This window comes from Pseudomonas sp. Irchel s3a18, from assembly GCF_900187535.1.
Taxonomy (GTDB): Bacteria; Pseudomonadota; Gammaproteobacteria; order Pseudomonadales; family Pseudomonadaceae; genus Aquipseudomonas.
Genome location: NZ_FYDV01000007.1, coordinates 126,265 through 142,293, shown reverse-complemented (window position 1 = coordinate 142,293; position 16,029 = coordinate 126,265). Strand labels below are relative to the sequence as shown.

The following is a 16,029-nucleotide window of genomic DNA, read 5'->3' as shown; positions in this document are numbered from 1 at the left end:
CGACGGCGATACCAGCACCGCGACCCTGGTGCTCAATGTCCACAACAACGACGATCCGGTGACCATCACCGGGCTCCAGGTCGAGGGCGGTGAACTGACGGTCTACGAAAAAAACCTCGGCGACGGCTCGGCACCGGGCAGTTCAAACCTGACCCAGAGCGCTACCTTCACCGTCACGGCACTGGACGGCGTACAGACCCTGAGCGTCGGCGGCATCAATGTGGTCACCAATGGCGTGAACGCCGGCTTCCCGCAAACCTTCACCACCGGCCTGGGCAACACCCTGACCATCACCGGCTATGACTCGGCGAGCGGGCTGGTGAGCTACAGCTATACCCTCAACGACAACGAAAACCACCCGACCGCCAGCGGCAGCAACAGCCTCAACGAATCCTTCAGCGTCACGGTCACCGACAGCAACGGCACCACCGCGACTGACTCACTGGACGTGAGCATCGTCGACGATGTGCCGGCGGCGGTGAACGACAGTAACGCCGGAGCCGCCAGCGAAATACAGACCATCCTTAGCGGTAATGTGCTGAGCAACGACACCCAGGGCGCGGATCGGGTACCGACCGGGCCGATCACCGCGCAAACCGTCAACGGCACCTACGGCCAATTGGTCCTGGCGGCCAACGGCACCTACACCTACACCGTCGACACTGGCAACCCCGCGTTCCTGGCGCTGAAAACCAACGGCACTGAGACCTTCACCTACACCCTTACCGACGCTGACGGCGATACCAGCACCGCGACCCTGGTGCTCAATGTCCACAACAACGACGATCCGGTGACCATCACCGGGCTCCAGGTCGAGGGCGGTGAACTGACGGTCTACGAAAAAAACCTCGGCGACGGCTCGGCACCGGGCAGTTCAAACCTGACCCAGAGCGCTACCTTCACCGTCACGGCACTGGACGGCGTACAGACCCTGAGCGTCGGCGGCATCAATGTGGTGACTAACGGCGTGAACGCCGGCTTCCCGCAAACCTTCACCACCGGCCTGGGCAACACCCTGACCATCACCGGCTACGACTCGGCGAGCGGGCTGGTGAGCTACAGCTATACCCTCAACGACAACGAAAACCACCCGACCGCCGGCGGCAGCAACAGCCTCAGCGAATCCTTCAGCGTGACAGTCACCGACAGCAACGGCACCATCGCGACCGACTCGCTGGACGTGAGCATCGTCGACGACGTGCCAGCGGCCAAACCCGACAGCGGCTCCGTGATCGAAGGCACAACCCTCAATCTCGCGGTACTGGGTAACGACATCAATGGCGCCGACGGTGCGACCGTGGTGGGCGTGAGGGCTGGCAGCAATACCGCGACTCCGGCCAGCGGTGGCCTGGGCACCAACATCGGCGGCACCTATGGTTACCTGACCCTGGACGCCGCGGGCAACGCGGTATACCACAGTAATCCGGACTCGGTGACCCCACCGGGCGCCACCGACACGTTCGTCTACACCGTTCGTGATGCCGACGGCGATGAAAGCACCACCACCATCACCATCCATGTCACCGACAACGGTCTGACGGCGGTCGTTGACACGGATGTCACGGTCTACGAAAAAGCCCTGGACCTGACCCAGGACGGCCAGGACCTAGCCGCCGGTACCGTCACCGGCAGTGACCCGGGCAATACGGGGGAGACCTCCACCGGCACGTTGGTGGGCTCGGTCAGCGGTGGCAGTGGCGCGCTCACCTACACACTGGTGGGTAGCGACACCGGCAACTATGGGCAAATCGTGCTCAACCCGAACGGCACCTACACCTACACCCTGACCTCGGCGCCGAAAACCTTGCCCAACGCCAATGACGGGCCCAACACCCTGACAGAAAGCTTCACCTACAAGGCGACCGATGCCTTGGGCAATTCCACCACCAGTACCATCCTGGTGAACATCGTCGATGACGTGCCCAAAGCCGTGGCTGCCGAGCGCTCGGTGCCAGCGGTGGAGATCGACTCCAATCTGCTGCTGGTGATCGACGTGTCCGGCAGCATGGATCAGTCATCCGGTGTCCCGGGAGGTGGAACCCGGTTGGACCTGGCTAAAGCGGCCATCAGTGCGTTGCTCGACAAGTACGACGACTTGGGTGATGTCAAAGTGCAGATCGTCACTTTCAGCAGCAGCGCCACTAACAACACCTCGACGGTCTGGGTCGATGTCGCCACGGCCAAACTCATCGTTGCCGGCCTCTCAGCCGGCGGGGGGACCAACTACGATGCGGCGGTGGCAATGATGCAAACCGCGTTCAACAAAGCCGGAAAACTCACCGGTGCGCAGAATGTCGGCTATTTCTTCTCCGACGGTGCTCCGACATTGGGACAGGAAATCGGCACGGCCGACGAGACGGCGCTCAAGGCGTTCCTAGACGCCAATGACATCAACAACTACGCCATCGGCCTGGGCGCTGGGGTGAGTAACGCCAACCTCAATCCATTGTCGTACAACGGTGCTGTCCACACCGACACCAGTGCAGTGGTCGTGACCGACCTGGTGCAGCTCAACTCGGTGCTTTCGGGCACGGTGGTCGGCGCGCCGGTCACCGGCACATTGCTGGGCGAGGGCGGTACCTTCGGCGCCGATGGCGGCTTTATCAAATCCATCGTGATCGATGGGACCACCTACACCTACGACCCCCAAGGCAATACCAACGCCGGTTCGCTGACCTTCAGCGGTACCAACCGCGGGACCTTCAACACGGTCGACAACAGCATCAGCATCGCTACGACCAAGGGCGGTACCCTGGTGATCAACCTCGACACGGGTGATTACACCTACACCTCGCAGAAGACCACGTCGGTGCAGGTCACCGAGAGTATCGGCTTCACGGTCAGTGACAACGATGGCGACCTCGCCACTGCCACGCTGACGATCAATGTCATGCCGAACTTGGCGCCAGTGGCGGGGGATGACCACGTCATTACCAACGTGTTGTCGAGCAGCATCGTGGTACCGGGCGAGTTGTTGCTGGCGAACGACAGCGATGCCAATGGCAATCTGCTGACGGCTACACCAACGACCTTCAACACCGGCTGGATAGCTAAGGGCGCTGACTTTACCGGCACCGGGGCCATCAACTTCACCGGCACCAACAACAATAATGCCGCCAACCAGAACCTGGCGAACGTGCGCGCCTCCTTTGCCGGAGACGCGGCCACCATGACCGCGCTGCTGGTGATCAGCGGTTATCTGGGGGGCGTTTCCGCTAACAATGCCAACGATGAAGACGTGATCACCGTCAATCTGAAGCAGGGTGAAACCCTCAACCTGAACCACGACCTGGCGGCCGGGCGCATCACCATGGCGTACTCGCTCAACGGCGCCCCGTTCGTGGCGATTGCCGATGGCGATACCCTCGCCGCAGCGGCGGATGGTACCTACCAGATCCGCGTGATCAACGTCACCAACCCTAGCGGTGGCGGTGCGAACAACTCGGAAGACTACCAACTGACCATGACGGTCAACTATGCCGGCGCCCATGACGTGACAGCGGACTACCACGGCACCTACACCACCAACGATAACCATGGCGGCAGTGACACGGCCAACGTCACCATCAGTTATCAGGAAGGCAATACCCTCACCGGGACCTCGGGGGACGACGTGCTGGTGGCCGGTGCGGGCAACAACATGCTCAATGCCGGTGACGGCAATGACGTGCTCACGGCGGGCAACGGTAACAACGAGTTGCACGGCGGCGCGGGCAATGACCTGTTGTTCAGTGGTACCGGCACCGACCTGCTCGACGGTGGCACAGGCACCGACACCGCCAGCTACGCCCATGCCACATCGGCGGTGACCGTCAATCTGGGGCTGTTGGGTGCACAGGGCACCGGTGGTGCGGGCTCCGATACCCTGAGCGCTATCGAGAATCTGACCGGCTCCAATTTCAACGACACCCTGACCGGCAATGGCAACGCCAACGTCATCACCGGTGGCTTGGGGCACGACGTGCTCAATGGTGGCGATGGTGACGACGTGCTGATCGGCGGGTTGGGCAACAACACCCTGAGCGGTGGCCAGGGCGTCGACACCTTCCAGTGGTCGCAAGGTAACAGCGGGCATGACCTGGTCACCGACTTCACGCCGGGTACCGACAAGCTCGACCTGTCGCAGTTGCTGCAGGGCGAAAACGCTACCACGGCCTCGCTGGATGACTACCTGCACTTCACCGTCACCGGCAGCGGCGCCTCACTGGTCACCAGCATCGACGTCAGTGCCAAGGCCGGTGCCGCGCCGACCCAGACCATCGATCTTGCAGGCGTCAACCTGGCCGATCACTACGGCGTCACGCCTGGGGCGGGCGGGGTGGTTGCCGGTGGGCACGACACCGCCACCATTATCAATGGCATGCTCAGCGACCATTCGCTGAAGGTGGATACCGTCTGACCTGAAACGACAGGACAATGCTGTTCAGTCAAGCGAACGCCGCCCCTTGTAGGAGCAGCCGGTCGACGCTCGAGTGCTCGCGATGACCGTGAGAGCGACGTGGGGCGTCCAGGCCGCACGCGTTATCGAGCGACCATCGCGAGCACAGTGCTGGTGGATATCACATCGGCTGTGGTGGTCCGATCAACCGGCCCATCGCCCCGAACACCCCTAATCCCCTGAGTGCTTCCAGCTCGCCATGGGTCTCGACCATTTCCGCGATCAATGGCAAGTCGATGCTGTTGGTGGCGCGGAAAATCGCTTCGATGAACAGGCGTTTGTCGTTTTGCCGATCGATGGCGCGGATGTAGCTGCCGTCGATTTTCAGGTAGGCCAGGCCCAGTTGGGTGAGGTTGCCGATCTGGTTGAAGCTGCCGCCGAAGTGTTGCAGGCCGATGTGGTAGCCGGTGTTGTGCAGGCTTTGGCTCAACTGGCGCAGCTCTTCAGGCGGTGGTAACTGGCGTTCGTCGATTTCCAGGGTCAGCAGTGGCGCAAGGTCTGGCAGGGCCTCGAGCGTGTCGAGCAGGATACGCAGTTGGCTGGCATCGCTCAGGGTACTGCCGGACAGGCTCAGGGCCAGCGGCTGGCGGTGTTCGGCGAGGTACTCCAGGGTGTTTTCGAGCATGGCCAGGTCAAACCGCGCGGTCCAGCCGAGGCGTTCGATCCAGGGCAGGAAGTGCCCGGCGGCAATGGCTTCGCCCTGCGGGTCGAGCAGGCGTGCCAATACCTTGTGATGCAACAGTTGCCGGGTGTCGGCGCATTGCACCACCGGCTGGAAGTACAGCTGCATCTTGCCATGGGTCAGGGCGTCGTCGATCCAGGTGCGCCAGTCATGCTGGGTCTGGTTCGGTGCAGTGTCGGACCGGGCCAGGTATACCCATGGCCGCTCCGGTTGTCGCTGTGCCTGGGTCAAGGCTTGATCGAGACGCAGCCATACATCGCCTGATGTCTCGCCCGGCGCGTAGGCGACGATCCCCAGGTGGGCGACGGGTGTGCAGTCGCTGGCTCCTGTCAGGCGCAGGTTCTCCAGGGTGGCGCTGATCTCGCTGGCCAGGCGCGCCGCGTCCTGGGTGTCCAGGCCCGGTGTCAGCAGGCTGAACTCTCCACCACGATTGCGCGCGGCCAGCCAGGTGTGACGTTCAGGTTGTTGAGCCAGGCGCTTGAGCAACTGGCCAATGGCGCCGATCAGCGCATCGGTGCGCTGGCCACCCAGTCGCTGGTTCAGGCCGGTCAGGTCGTTGACCCGCAGCATCAGTAAATGCCCGGTACGGCTTTGTTCGGAAACCAACAGTTGATCGGCCAGTTGCTCGTCGAGCAGGCGCCGGTTGGCCAGCCCCGTCAGGCTGTCCTGATAGGATTCGGCGCGCAGTTTTTCGCTGCGGGCGGCCTCTTCGGCGAACAGCCCCTTGAGCTTTTCGACCATCTGGTTCATCGCCAGCATCACCCGCTTGAGTTCCGGGGTGTTCGGCAGTTTGGGGGCGCTGAGAAACTCCCGGTGGCTGATGGCTTCGGCCTGCTTGACCATGGTGTCCAGCGGACGCAATTGTCGGCGCAGCAGCCAGCCACCAAACACGGCACTGAGCAAGCCGCACAGCAGTAACCAGATCAGGCTGCCCAGGGTGCTGTCCCACAGTTTGGCCAGGGCAAACTGCGGATTGCTCAGCACTTCGACCCGTGCGGCCTGCTCCCAGCCGCGCATGATCAGCGCATCGCCGCCCTGGGGGCGCAGGTCGACCAGTTTGACGAACCAGCCCGGTATGCCTTCGGACGCGGCAGTGGCAGTGCGCTCCACCATGATCTTCTCGTCTTCGATGTTGACCACGCGGATGCTGGAAAAATAGCCGCTGTCGAAGATCGAACTGACCATCAGTTCAATCATCGCCGGGTCGTCGATCTGTGTGGTCAGCGACAACCCCAACGCGGTGGCGGCATCCTGGGCGTGGGAGCGCAACTGGCCGAGCATCTGCTCGCGCGAGCTTTCCAGGCCGACAAAAAAACTGCCACTGAAAGCCACCAGCAGAAACAGGCAGATGGCCAGGAACAACTGTTTGAGTAGCGACATGCGGCGCTCCTTGTTGATCTGCGGTGTCAGCCATCACCCACGGCGAATCCTTCGACCTGCATCTTTTGCAGCACATCCTGCCAGCGCGACAGTCTTTTCGAGTCGCCGCTGCGTTTGCCACCGTTGGCACCCGGCATGTACAAGCCTTCGGCGTTGAAGGCGTACACCGGCAGCAGGTCTTTGCGTTGGGAGGCGGGACGGATTTCACCGATCAGGTTGTCCAGCACCAGTGGATCGGCCGTGGGGCTGGCGTAGTAGGTCAGCACCATGTGTGCCTGATTCTGGGTCAATGCCTTGACGTAGGTAATGCGCAGTTTTTCGCTGGGAACACCGAGTTGGCGCAGGCTGAAATACTTGGCCAGGGCGTAGTCTTCACAGTCACCGGCGCCCTTGACCAGCGATTCGACAGGGGTTGCCCAGTAATCGGTCTGACGCCACACACGGGTGTCGTCCTGAAAACTCAATTGCTGGTTGAAGAAGCGATTGACCGCGCTCAGTTGCTCGCGCTCGGGATCCGCTGATTCACTTTGCAGCATCTGGTTCCATGCCTCGATCCGTCCTTTTGCGGGGCCCAGCGTGCCGTAGCGTTTTTCGGCCGTTTGCAGGATTTGCCCGAAGTTCCAGTTCGCCCGGACGCTGCCCAGCCCCGCCAGCAAGAAAACTGTCAACAACAAGCATCCACCGAACCGAAGTCGGAGCGTTGACCTTCCTGGACTACGCGGACTAAGGAGCATGTCAGGCTGCTCGCATGCAGATGCCTGGAGTTTAGGCGCTGTTTGGTGAAAGGCAGGGCGGATCGTCGGTTGAGAGGCGAGTGGGCGGCGGGCTGCTGTTGTCAGCAGGAGCTCGCACTCAAGGTTTGCTCAGGGTCTTCTGGCGCAGGATGTACACCGTCACCAGCACGGCGCTGGTCAGCATGAACGCGCGTGCCCACGGCAGCGGTACGAGCAAGCACGACAGGCCGATGCTCAGCCACATCAGGCCAATGGCGTAGACCTTGCCCTTGAGCGGGATGCCATTGCCGTCCAGGTAGTCGCGAATCCAGGGGCCCAGGCGAGGGTGTTCGACCAGCCATTGGTAGAAACGCGGTGAACTGCGGGCGAAGCAGGCGGCTGCCAGCAACAGGAATGGCGTGGTGGGCAGTACGGGCAGGAAGATGCCGACCACTCCCAGCGCTACGCTTAGCCAGCCTATGGCCAGCAGCACGTAGCGCTGCATCAGGGAGCGGTTGCCTATGGGATCAGCCACAGGCGGGGACTCAGTGGTGGCGAGGCTTGAGGATCGCCGGTTTTTCGTCCGGGGCGTTGCACAGCAGGTACAGCGCGGTCAGCGCTTCCGGGATCTGCACGATCATGTCATCCATCAGGTTGGCATCGGCCGCGATGTCGGAGAACTCTGGCTGCTCGTCGAACAGGCCGGAACCGACCATGATCGGCAGCAGCATTTCGCTGACTTCATCTTCGGCGGTTTCGAACCAGGCTTCTTCGCGCAGGAACACGCCTTCCATGAAACCGATGCACCAGCCGCGCAGTTCGGAGTCATCCGGCTCGTCGCCCAGATCCAGGTCGCACGGCAGCTCGAATTCTTCATCGGCGGCCAGTTGACGGGCGATGTGAGCCTTGAGCGCCACTAGGGTCGACTCGATTTCCACGCGCTGGGCTTCGCTGCTGTAGTGCGGTTCTTCAGCGAACAGGGCGTCGATCCACTCACGCTCCGGCACGCTTTCGGAACAGATCGACAGGGCGGTCAGATAGCCGTGGGCGGCCACGTAGTCCAGCGCCTCGTCATGCAGCTCGTCGGCGTCGAGGAAGACTTGCAGGCGGGTTAGTTGCTCAGCGAAGGACATTGGGAGGGCTACCTTGGGAATATACGATGACCAATTCTAGGCGTTCTTGAGCGCTCAGGCCAGCCGCGTGGCGGATTTGCCTGCATTGCACGGGCATTCGTCGCACCAGGGGCAAACCTCAACAGCCCCCGGGGCCGGTCGGGTATACTCGCGCGTTTTGCAAAGCCCTGCAGGCGCCGCTGTCACCCGGGACAAATCCGCTTACGGATCTGTCCGTGAACAATGCGGTTTTTTGATCCAGCCTGTGTCCAGGGATATTCAGCACCATTTGGAGTTTTTCATGCTCGAACAGGCTCAGCGCGTCCTCAAGGACATCTTCGGCTACGACAGTTTCCGTGGCCGCCAGGGTGCCATTATTGAGCGCGTGGCCAGCGGCGGCGACGCCCTGGTGCTGATGCCTACCGGTGGCGGCAAATCCTTGTGTTTCCAGGTGCCGGCACTGCTGCGCGAAGGCCTGGCGGTCGTGGTTTCGCCGTTGATTGCCCTGATGGACGATCAGGTCGCGACCCTGGACGAACTGGGTGTTGCCGCGGCGGCCCTCAATTCGACCCTGAACCCCGAGCAGCAACGTGACCTGGCCGCACGGATCAAGCGTGGCGAAGTGAAAATGCTCTACCTGGCGCCAGAGCGCCTGGTCCAGCCGCGCATGCTGGCGTTCCTGCAAAGCCTTGATATTGCGCTGTTCGCCATCGACGAAGCCCACTGCGTTTCGCAATGGGGTCATGACTTCCGCCCTGAATACCTGCAACTGGGCCAGTTGGCCGAGCTGTTTCCCCATGTACCGCGCATCGCCCTGACCGCCACCGCCGACAAGCGGACCCGCGAAGAGATCGTCACGCGCCTGCACCTGCAGGACGCCGAGCGCTTCCTGTCGAGTTTCGACCGGCCGAACATCTTCTATCGCATCGTGCCCAAGGAGCAGCCGCGCAAGCAATTGCTGGCGTTCCTTTCCGAGCGCCGCAGCGATGCGGGCATCGTCTATTGCCTGTCGCGCAAGAAAGTCGACGAAGTGGCCGCGTTCCTCTGCGAGCAGGGCTACCCGGCATTGCCGTACCACGCCGGCTTGGCCAATGACTTGCGGGCCTATCACCAGAAGCGCTTCCTCAACGAGGAAGGCCTGATCATGGTGGCCACCGTGGCGTTCGGCATGGGCATCGATAAACCCAACGTGCGGTTTGTCGCGCACCTGGACTTGCCCAAGTCCCTCGAGGCGTACTACCAGGAAACCGGCCGGGCGGGGCGTGATGGCCTGCCGGCGGACGCCTGGATGGCCTACGGCCTGCAGGACGTGCTGATGCTCAAGCAGATGCTGCAAAACTCCGAAGGCGACGAGCGTCACAAGCGCCTGGAGCAGCACAAACTCGACGCCATGCTCTCGCTGTGTGAAGAAACCCGTTGCCGCCGCCAGACCTTGCTGGCCTATTTCGATGAAGACATGCCCCAGCCCTGCGGCCACTGCGACAACTGTGTCGATGGCGTGCAGACCTGGGATGCGACCGAACCGGCCCGTCAGGCCTTGTCGACGATCTACCGTACCGGTCAGCGCTATGGCGTCGGGCATCTGGTGGAAGTGCTGCTGGGCAAGGACAACGAAAAGGTGCGTAGCGCCGGTCATCAGCACTTGTCGGTGTTCGGCGTCGGCAAGGCGCGGACAGAAAGTGAGTGGCGCTCGCTGTTCCGGCAACTGGTGGCGCGTGGCTTGGCCGACATCGACCTGGAAGGCTACGGCGGCCTGCGATTGAGCGACAGTTGCCGGCCGCTGCTCAAGGGCGAAGTGACCCTTGAGCTGCGCCGCGACCTCAAGCCGCAAACCACCGCCAAGAGCAGTACCAGCCAGGCCAGCCAACTGGTGCGCCTGGAAGAGCGCGAGCAGTGGGAGGCCTTGCGCGCCCTGCGTCGCAAGCTCGCCGAAGAACACGGTGTGCCGCCTTACGTCATCTTCCCCGATTCCACCTTGCTGGAAATGCTCCGCAGTCAACCCGGCACCCTGGCGGAAATGGCCAGGGTCAGCGGTGTCGGCGCGCGCAAGCTGGAGCGCTATGGCGATGCGTTCCTCGAGGTCCTGGGCGGCCAGGCCGAGGCGCCGAAAGTGGTGGCCGACCTGCGCCACGAACTGATTACCCTGGCCCGTGCCGGCATGACGCCCGTGCAGATTGCCGGTCAGTTGCAGTGTTCGGAAAAGAACGTCTACACGATGCTCGCCGAGGCCATTGGCAAACAGCAACTGTCGCTGGAACAGGCGCTGGATCTGCCGGAGGACCTGCTGGGTGAAGTCCAGGATGCGTTCCTGGACGGCGAGGGCGAGTTGCCGCCAGTGGCCGAGATCGCCGGCGTGTTCGCCGGGCGGGTTCCTGAGGGCGTGTTGTACTGCGTGAGGGCGGCCTTGCAGTCAGAGTTCGAAATGTGAACAAACACTTCTCATGATGTAACGATTCAGTACATAGGCGCCCTTGCTTCGTGTCGAGGGTCATGCTTAGCTGACTAATAATTAGTTTTCTATTTCAGTCTAATCATGAGTTTTTTATGCCGTTAACCGATCAACACCGTTTTGGCATGCAGTTGGCGCAGATGTCTCGCGGCTGGCGCGCCGAACTGGATCGTCGTCTCGCCGGCCTGGGTCTGTCCCAGGCACGTTGGCTGGTGCTGTTGCACCTGGCACGTTTCGAGCAGGCCCCCACCCAACGGGAATTGGCGCAAAGCGTGGGAGTTGAAGGCCCGACCCTGGCGCGTTTGCTCGACAGTCTGGAAACCCAGGGGCTGGTGCAGCGCCAGGCGGTGGCAGAAGACCGTCGGGCGAAAAAAATCGTCCTCTGTCCATCGGCCCGTCCGTTGATTGAACAAATTGAAACCATTGCCACCGCCTTGCGCCACGAACTGTTCGCCGGCGTCGACGAGGCAGATTTGAAGGTGTGCATGCGGGTTCACGGGCACATCCTGGCCAACCTCGAAAAATCCTGAGGCATATCCCCCCGGGCAGACGTTTGAGACACCCCCTTGGGCCAACTATAAGAACTACCTGGCAATAACGTGTTCGTACAGCCTGTGCGAATACGCACGGGTGGTTCCGGTTTTCCAGGGGATGTTCATGTTCAAGCGTTTTCCGGCCGCGTGGCGGCATTACCTGCATGGGGTTCTGGCCAGTGGCGTGCTGTGTTACTCGACGGCGACACCGGCGTTGGGATTGGGCGAAATCTCCCTGCACTCGGCGTTGAACCAGCCCCTCGTGGCAGAGATTGCACTGCTCGATGCGCAGGCACTGGCTGAAGGCGAGCTGTCGGTCGGCCTGGCCACTGCCGATGAGTTCAACCAGGCGGGTATCGAGCGGGCGGGTCTGCTTGACGAGCTTCGCTTCACACCGGTGTTGCGCGGCGCACGCAGCGTGATTCGGGTGACCTCCAACAAACCCGTCAATGAACCCTTCCTGAATTTTCTGCTGCAACTCGACCAGCCCCAAGGCCGAGTAGTGCGCGAGTACACCGTGCTGATCGATCCTCCGGGCTCCCCGGGGATCGTGCCGTTGGCTGGTGTCGAACCTGTCCCGGTAGCGCGCTCGCCCGCCGAAGATGTCGTACCGGCCCAGCCCCCGGTCATGCCCTCCAGTGACAGGCCTGGGGTGGTTGATCCGACACAGGAACAACTGGCCGCCAGCGTTCTGCAGAACCAGCAGTTGCAACACTCCATCGATGAGTTACGCGCCCGCTTGCAAGCCCGGGATGATCAAATCGCCCATCAGCACCAGCAATTCAGCGAGCTGCAGGCGCAATTGGCCGCAGCCCGGCAACCTCGGTCCGAGGCGGTCGCACCCTTGCCCGTCGCTGTTGCCCCGTTGAGCGAGAACGGAAGCGACTCGATGCCGTGGCGGCTCATCGCCTTGTCGGGGTTTGGCGGGCTGTTGTTTCTGGGGTTGTTTTTACGCCATCAGCGACGGCAGGTGGTGGACCTGCCGGAACCTGATGTCCCTCATCAACCGCTGCCGGTGATCCAGCCCAGGCCGCTGGTTGAGCGCTCGGTAGCGCCCGTTGTCCCGGATACCGCAGATCGGTTGCCGTTGAAAAACGACGACCTGTCGATGGACCTGCAGTGGGAGCTGGTCAGTCCGTTCGGCAGTGCGCCGGATCGGACAAGGCCCACCGCCATCAATGCCGATCGCTAGGCCACGGGTCGGCGATGGTCGCCAAGCGCTGTGCCTGGCCACGGGTCAGAACGTTTGCCCAAGGTTCATGTAGATCGCCTGTTCGTCTTCATCGTTGAAGCCATAACTGAAATTCAGCGGCCCCAAGGGCGTATCGAAACCGAAGAACACGCTGGCCGCGTTGATGTACCCACTGTCGAATTCGTTGTCGTTGTTCCAGGCCCGACCGCGCTCCAGCGATGCCCCCAGGTACAGTGGGAAGTCCAGTGGCAAGTAGGCGCGCGGCGTCAGGCGGCGGTAGTAGATGGCGCGTGTCAGGCTGACGTTCTGGCCGGAAATCGAATCCTGGCGAAAGCCCGACAGTTGCCGGGCACCGCCCAGCACGAAGCTGGACGTGACCACGTCGGCGGTATCCAGGGTGCGTCCGTAGCGACCGCCAAAGACGTAGGTGTCCGGGCCGAAGCTCAGGGCCTTGTCCAGTTTGAAATCCCACTGACGGTAACGGCTGTCGGAGCCCAGCCCGGGTTCGAACTCGCGGAAGGACAGGCCAATGTCTTCGCCGGCATGGGGGAAGTAGACGTTGTCCAGTGAGTCGAACGAATACTTGAGCTCATAGAACCCTTCGTTGAAGCTCTCGCTGGGCAGGCTCTGATCGCCAATGCGCACATCCGCATTGCCCCAGGCTTCGCCGACGCCCAGGCGAATTTCACCACTGTTACCGATCTGCCGCCCCAGGTTCAGGCCAAAGCCATAGCGCTCAAGGCGATACTCGGCAATCGGATCGTTTTCCAGGATGGCTTCCACGTTCTGCGATTCGATAGCGGCATAGGGAGCAATGAAGTAGCGCGACCCCACGTCCAGTGGCTGGTAGAACTCGGTGTACAGCTCTTGCTGGTCACCGATCTGAGCACGGGTCAGCCATTCCGCGCCGAGGCTGTTGATGCCGTTCACGCGGTAGCTGGCACCAATGTTGAAGGCGCTGTCGCCCTTCATGTCGTCGGACAGGTTCAGCCCCAGTCGCAGGTAGTCGGTGCCCGTGCGTTTGCCGCGAGCGCGAATCACCAGCGTGTGATCCTGCCCCTTGTGGACCACGCGGTACTGCACCAGGTCGAAGTAGTCCAGGCCGTACAGCGTGCCCATGTCGGTTTGCAATCGGCCGATGTCCAGCGGTTCGCCGACTTTCTGCCGAATGTAGTAGCGGATCACGTCGTCGCCGACTTTCGAATCGTTTTCAACCCGGATGGCGTTGATGACGGGCGTGCGCTGGCCGGGTGCCCGGGCCGCGGTCAGTTCGGCATCCTCCGGTGTGGCGGGGCCCAGGGCAGCGAGGCGTGCGTCGAGGAGGCGCGTGGCACGATAGCCGGCATCGATCATCTCCCGGGCCTTGCCGAAATCGGTGACGCCAAAACTGGCCAGTGGTGGCTGGACCAGTATGTCGTCCTTGTGCAGGGTGGCCAGCTGTTCTTCGGAGTTGCGGCGGGTCATGAGGGTGATCGACTGGTTCAGCACGTCGACCACCGACGTCATCTGCTTGCGGGTGCGCAGCGGGGTGCCGATGTCGACCACGATGGCGAGGTCGACGCCCATCTCGCGGGCTACGTCCACCGGAATATTGTCGGTCATGCCGCCGTCCACCAGCAGGCGACCGTCGAGTTCGACCGGGGCGAACACGGCCGGTATCGACATGCTGGCGCGAATCACCTGGGGCAGGTGGCCCTTGCGAAAGACCACCTTCTCCCCGCTGGCGATATCGGTCGCCACTGCGCGGAAGGGTATCGGCAGCTTGTCGAAATCCCGGGTATCGCTGGTGTGAGCCAGCAGACTCTCGAGTAGCAACGTCAGGTTCTGCCCCTGGATCACCCCCAGCGGCAGGCCGAGGCTGCCGTCATCGCGAAAGCTCAGCTGCTGCTTGACCAGAAAGTCGCGGTCATCCTGTTTACGGCGAAACGGTATGTCGGCGCGGGGCGGCGCGTCGGACAGTGCCTGCTGCCAGTCGATGCCCAGGGCCAGCTTTTCCAGTTCGTCGATCTTGTAACCCGAGGCATACAGGCCGCCAATGACCGCTCCCATGCTGGTGCCGGCGATCGCATCAATCTTGATGCCTTGTTCCTCCAGCGCCTTGAGCACGCCAATATGGGCCAGGCCGCGCGCGGCGCCGCCCGACAGTACCAGGCCGATTTTCGGCCGTGGCGCTTGCTCGGCAAGCACGAACAAGGGCATCAGGCACAGCAACAGGCAGGACAACAGGCGGCGCATCGGCAATCTCGGGCGAACGGTAAAGGCGGTTATTATAGGACGCCACCGACCTCAGGAGTTTCGCGCGTCATGACCGTCAGCAAACCGGAAGTAGTCATCACCTATTGCACGCAATGCCAATGGCTGTTGCGTGCCGCCTGGCTGGCCCAGGAGCTGCTCAGCACTTTCGCTGACGACCTGGGCAAAGTGTCCCTGGTGCCGGGAACCGGCGGCGTGTTCCAGATCAGCTGCGACGGCGTGCAGATCTGGGAGCGCAAGGCCGACGGTGGTTTCCCTGAGGCCAAGGTCCTCAAGCAGCGGGTACGAGACCAGATCGATCCAGAGCGCGATCTGGGTCACAGCGACAGGACTCAGTGAGGGACCGCTTCTGCGGACACGGCCTTGTTGCCTGAACTCCCCGACAGGCTGCTGGATACCACGATGGCGACGATGATCAACGCACCACCGATCAGCATCCGCAGCGTCGGGTCTTCGCCGAACAGCAGCCACGCCACCGTGATCCCGTAAACCGGCTCCAGGGCGAACACCATCGCCGCCGTACGCGCCTTGATCACTGCCAGGCTGGCCACGAACAGGCTGTGGGCGAGGCCGGTACAGAACACCCCCAACAGGCCTATCCACAGCCAGTCGAGGGCACGTACCTCACTCAAGCCAGGTGCCGCTACCGGCAGCAGGCACAGTGCGACGACCACGTTCTGGCACAGCGCCGCCTGTACTGCCGGGATGCGCCCCGAACTGGCGCGGTTGGTCAGCGACAGCAGGGCGAATAACAGGCCTGAGCCCACGGCCCAGAGCAGGCCGATGGTGGCTTCGCTGGCCAGGTCGAAGGCCGGGGTGACCAGCACCAGGCCAATGCTCACTAGGACCACCAGCAGTATTTCGTTGGCGCGGATCCGCTCGCGGAAGATCAAACCCTCCAGGATCACGGTGAACGCCGGGAAGCTGGCAAACCCCAGGGTCGCAATCGCCACGCCGGCAACCTTCACCGCAATGAAGAAGCTCACCCAATGCCCGGCCAGCAGCAGGCCGCTGAGCAGCAGGCGGCGGGTGTCCACGGCGCGCATTTTCTGCCAGCCGGTGTTGCTGGCGAAACGGGCAAAGCAGGCCAGGGCAATCACGGCGAAGGCCGCCCGACCGAAGACGATGATGGCGGGGGAAGCGGCGGCGAGTTTGCCGAACACACCGGTCAGGCCAAACATCAGTGCACCGATATGCAGGGCGCCAAGGGCGGTACGCGGAGTCATTGCAATCCTTAATACGAAGACACAGGCATGGGGCCACTTTAAGGGGCGGAC

11 protein-coding genes are annotated in these 16,029 nt (G+C 62.4%); 5 read left to right on the top strand and 6 right to left on the bottom strand.

Annotation, left to right across the window (positions count from 1 at the left end; translation table 11 throughout):
• A partial coding sequence (locus tag CKW29_RS26040) for an Ig-like domain-containing protein (RefSeq protein WP_256584905.1) occupies positions 1-4,399 on the top strand: 4,399 nt, incomplete at its 5' end.
• A 160-nt stretch (positions 4,400-4,559) separates the two neighbouring features.
• On the opposite strand, the gene lapD is transcribed toward CKW29_RS26040, so the two are convergent.
• The 4 genes from lapD to CKW29_RS12440 form a co-directional block, all read right to left on the bottom strand.
• Positions 4,560-6,500, bottom strand: a complete 1,941-nt coding sequence (gene lapD / locus CKW29_RS12455) for a cyclic di-GMP receptor LapD (protein WP_095145627.1) — start codon at positions 6,498-6,500, stop codon at positions 4,560-4,562.
• Between the two features lie 26 nt (positions 6,501-6,526).
• Positions 6,527-7,234: a cysteine protease LapG gene (gene lapG / locus CKW29_RS12450; protein ID WP_095145628.1), complete on the bottom strand. Its 708-nt coding sequence runs from the start codon at positions 7,232-7,234 to the stop codon at positions 6,527-6,529.
• A 118-nt stretch (positions 7,235-7,352) separates the two neighbouring features.
• A complete protein-coding gene (locus CKW29_RS12445) occupies positions 7,353-7,718 on the bottom strand; it encodes a YbaN family protein (protein WP_177452433.1) in 366 nt (121 codons plus the stop codon).
• A gap of 40 nt (positions 7,719-7,758) precedes the next feature.
• Complete coding sequence (locus CKW29_RS12440; protein ID WP_095080204.1) at positions 7,759-8,346, bottom strand: YecA family protein; 588 nt, start codon at positions 8,344-8,346, stop codon at positions 7,759-7,761.
• Between the two features lie 280 nt (positions 8,347-8,626).
• Here CKW29_RS12440 and recQ point away from each other — a divergent pair, with 280 nt between their 5' ends.
• From recQ to CKW29_RS12425, 3 genes are all read left to right on the top strand, one after another.
• The gene (recQ, locus tag CKW29_RS12435) at positions 8,627-10,753 is read left to right on the top strand and encodes a DNA helicase RecQ (protein ID WP_095148592.1); all 2,127 of its coding nucleotides are present in this window, start codon (positions 8,627-8,629) and stop codon (positions 10,751-10,753) included.
• Between the two features lie 116 nt (positions 10,754-10,869).
• The gene (locus CKW29_RS12430) at positions 10,870-11,304 is read left to right on the top strand and encodes a MarR family transcriptional regulator (protein WP_095148591.1); all 435 of its coding nucleotides are present in this window, start codon (positions 10,870-10,872) and stop codon (positions 11,302-11,304) included.
• A gap of 127 nt (positions 11,305-11,431) precedes the next feature.
• The gene (locus tag CKW29_RS12425) at positions 11,432-12,499 is read left to right on the top strand and encodes a FimV family protein (RefSeq protein ID WP_095148590.1); all 1,068 of its coding nucleotides are present in this window, start codon (positions 11,432-11,434) and stop codon (positions 12,497-12,499) included.
• 45 nt (positions 12,500-12,544) lie between these two features.
• Here the strand turns inward: CKW29_RS12425 and CKW29_RS12420 are convergent, their stop codons facing one another.
• Positions 12,545-14,734: a patatin-like phospholipase family protein gene (locus CKW29_RS12420; RefSeq protein WP_095148589.1), complete on the bottom strand. Its 2,190-nt coding sequence runs from the start codon at positions 14,732-14,734 to the stop codon at positions 12,545-12,547.
• Between the two features lie 69 nt (positions 14,735-14,803).
• Between CKW29_RS12420 and CKW29_RS12415 the strand changes: the two genes are divergently transcribed.
• Complete coding sequence (locus CKW29_RS12415) at positions 14,804-15,091, top strand: SelT/SelW/SelH family protein (protein WP_095145634.1); 288 nt, start codon at positions 14,804-14,806, stop codon at positions 15,089-15,091.
• On the opposite strand, the gene CKW29_RS12410 is transcribed toward CKW29_RS12415, so the two are convergent.
• The gene (locus tag CKW29_RS12410; RefSeq protein ID WP_095145635.1) at positions 15,085-15,978 is read right to left on the bottom strand and encodes a DMT family transporter; all 894 of its coding nucleotides are present in this window, start codon (positions 15,976-15,978) and stop codon (positions 15,085-15,087) included. The genes CKW29_RS12415 and CKW29_RS12410 overlap by 7 nt on opposite strands.
• Positions 15,979-16,029: the final 51 nt, after the last annotated feature.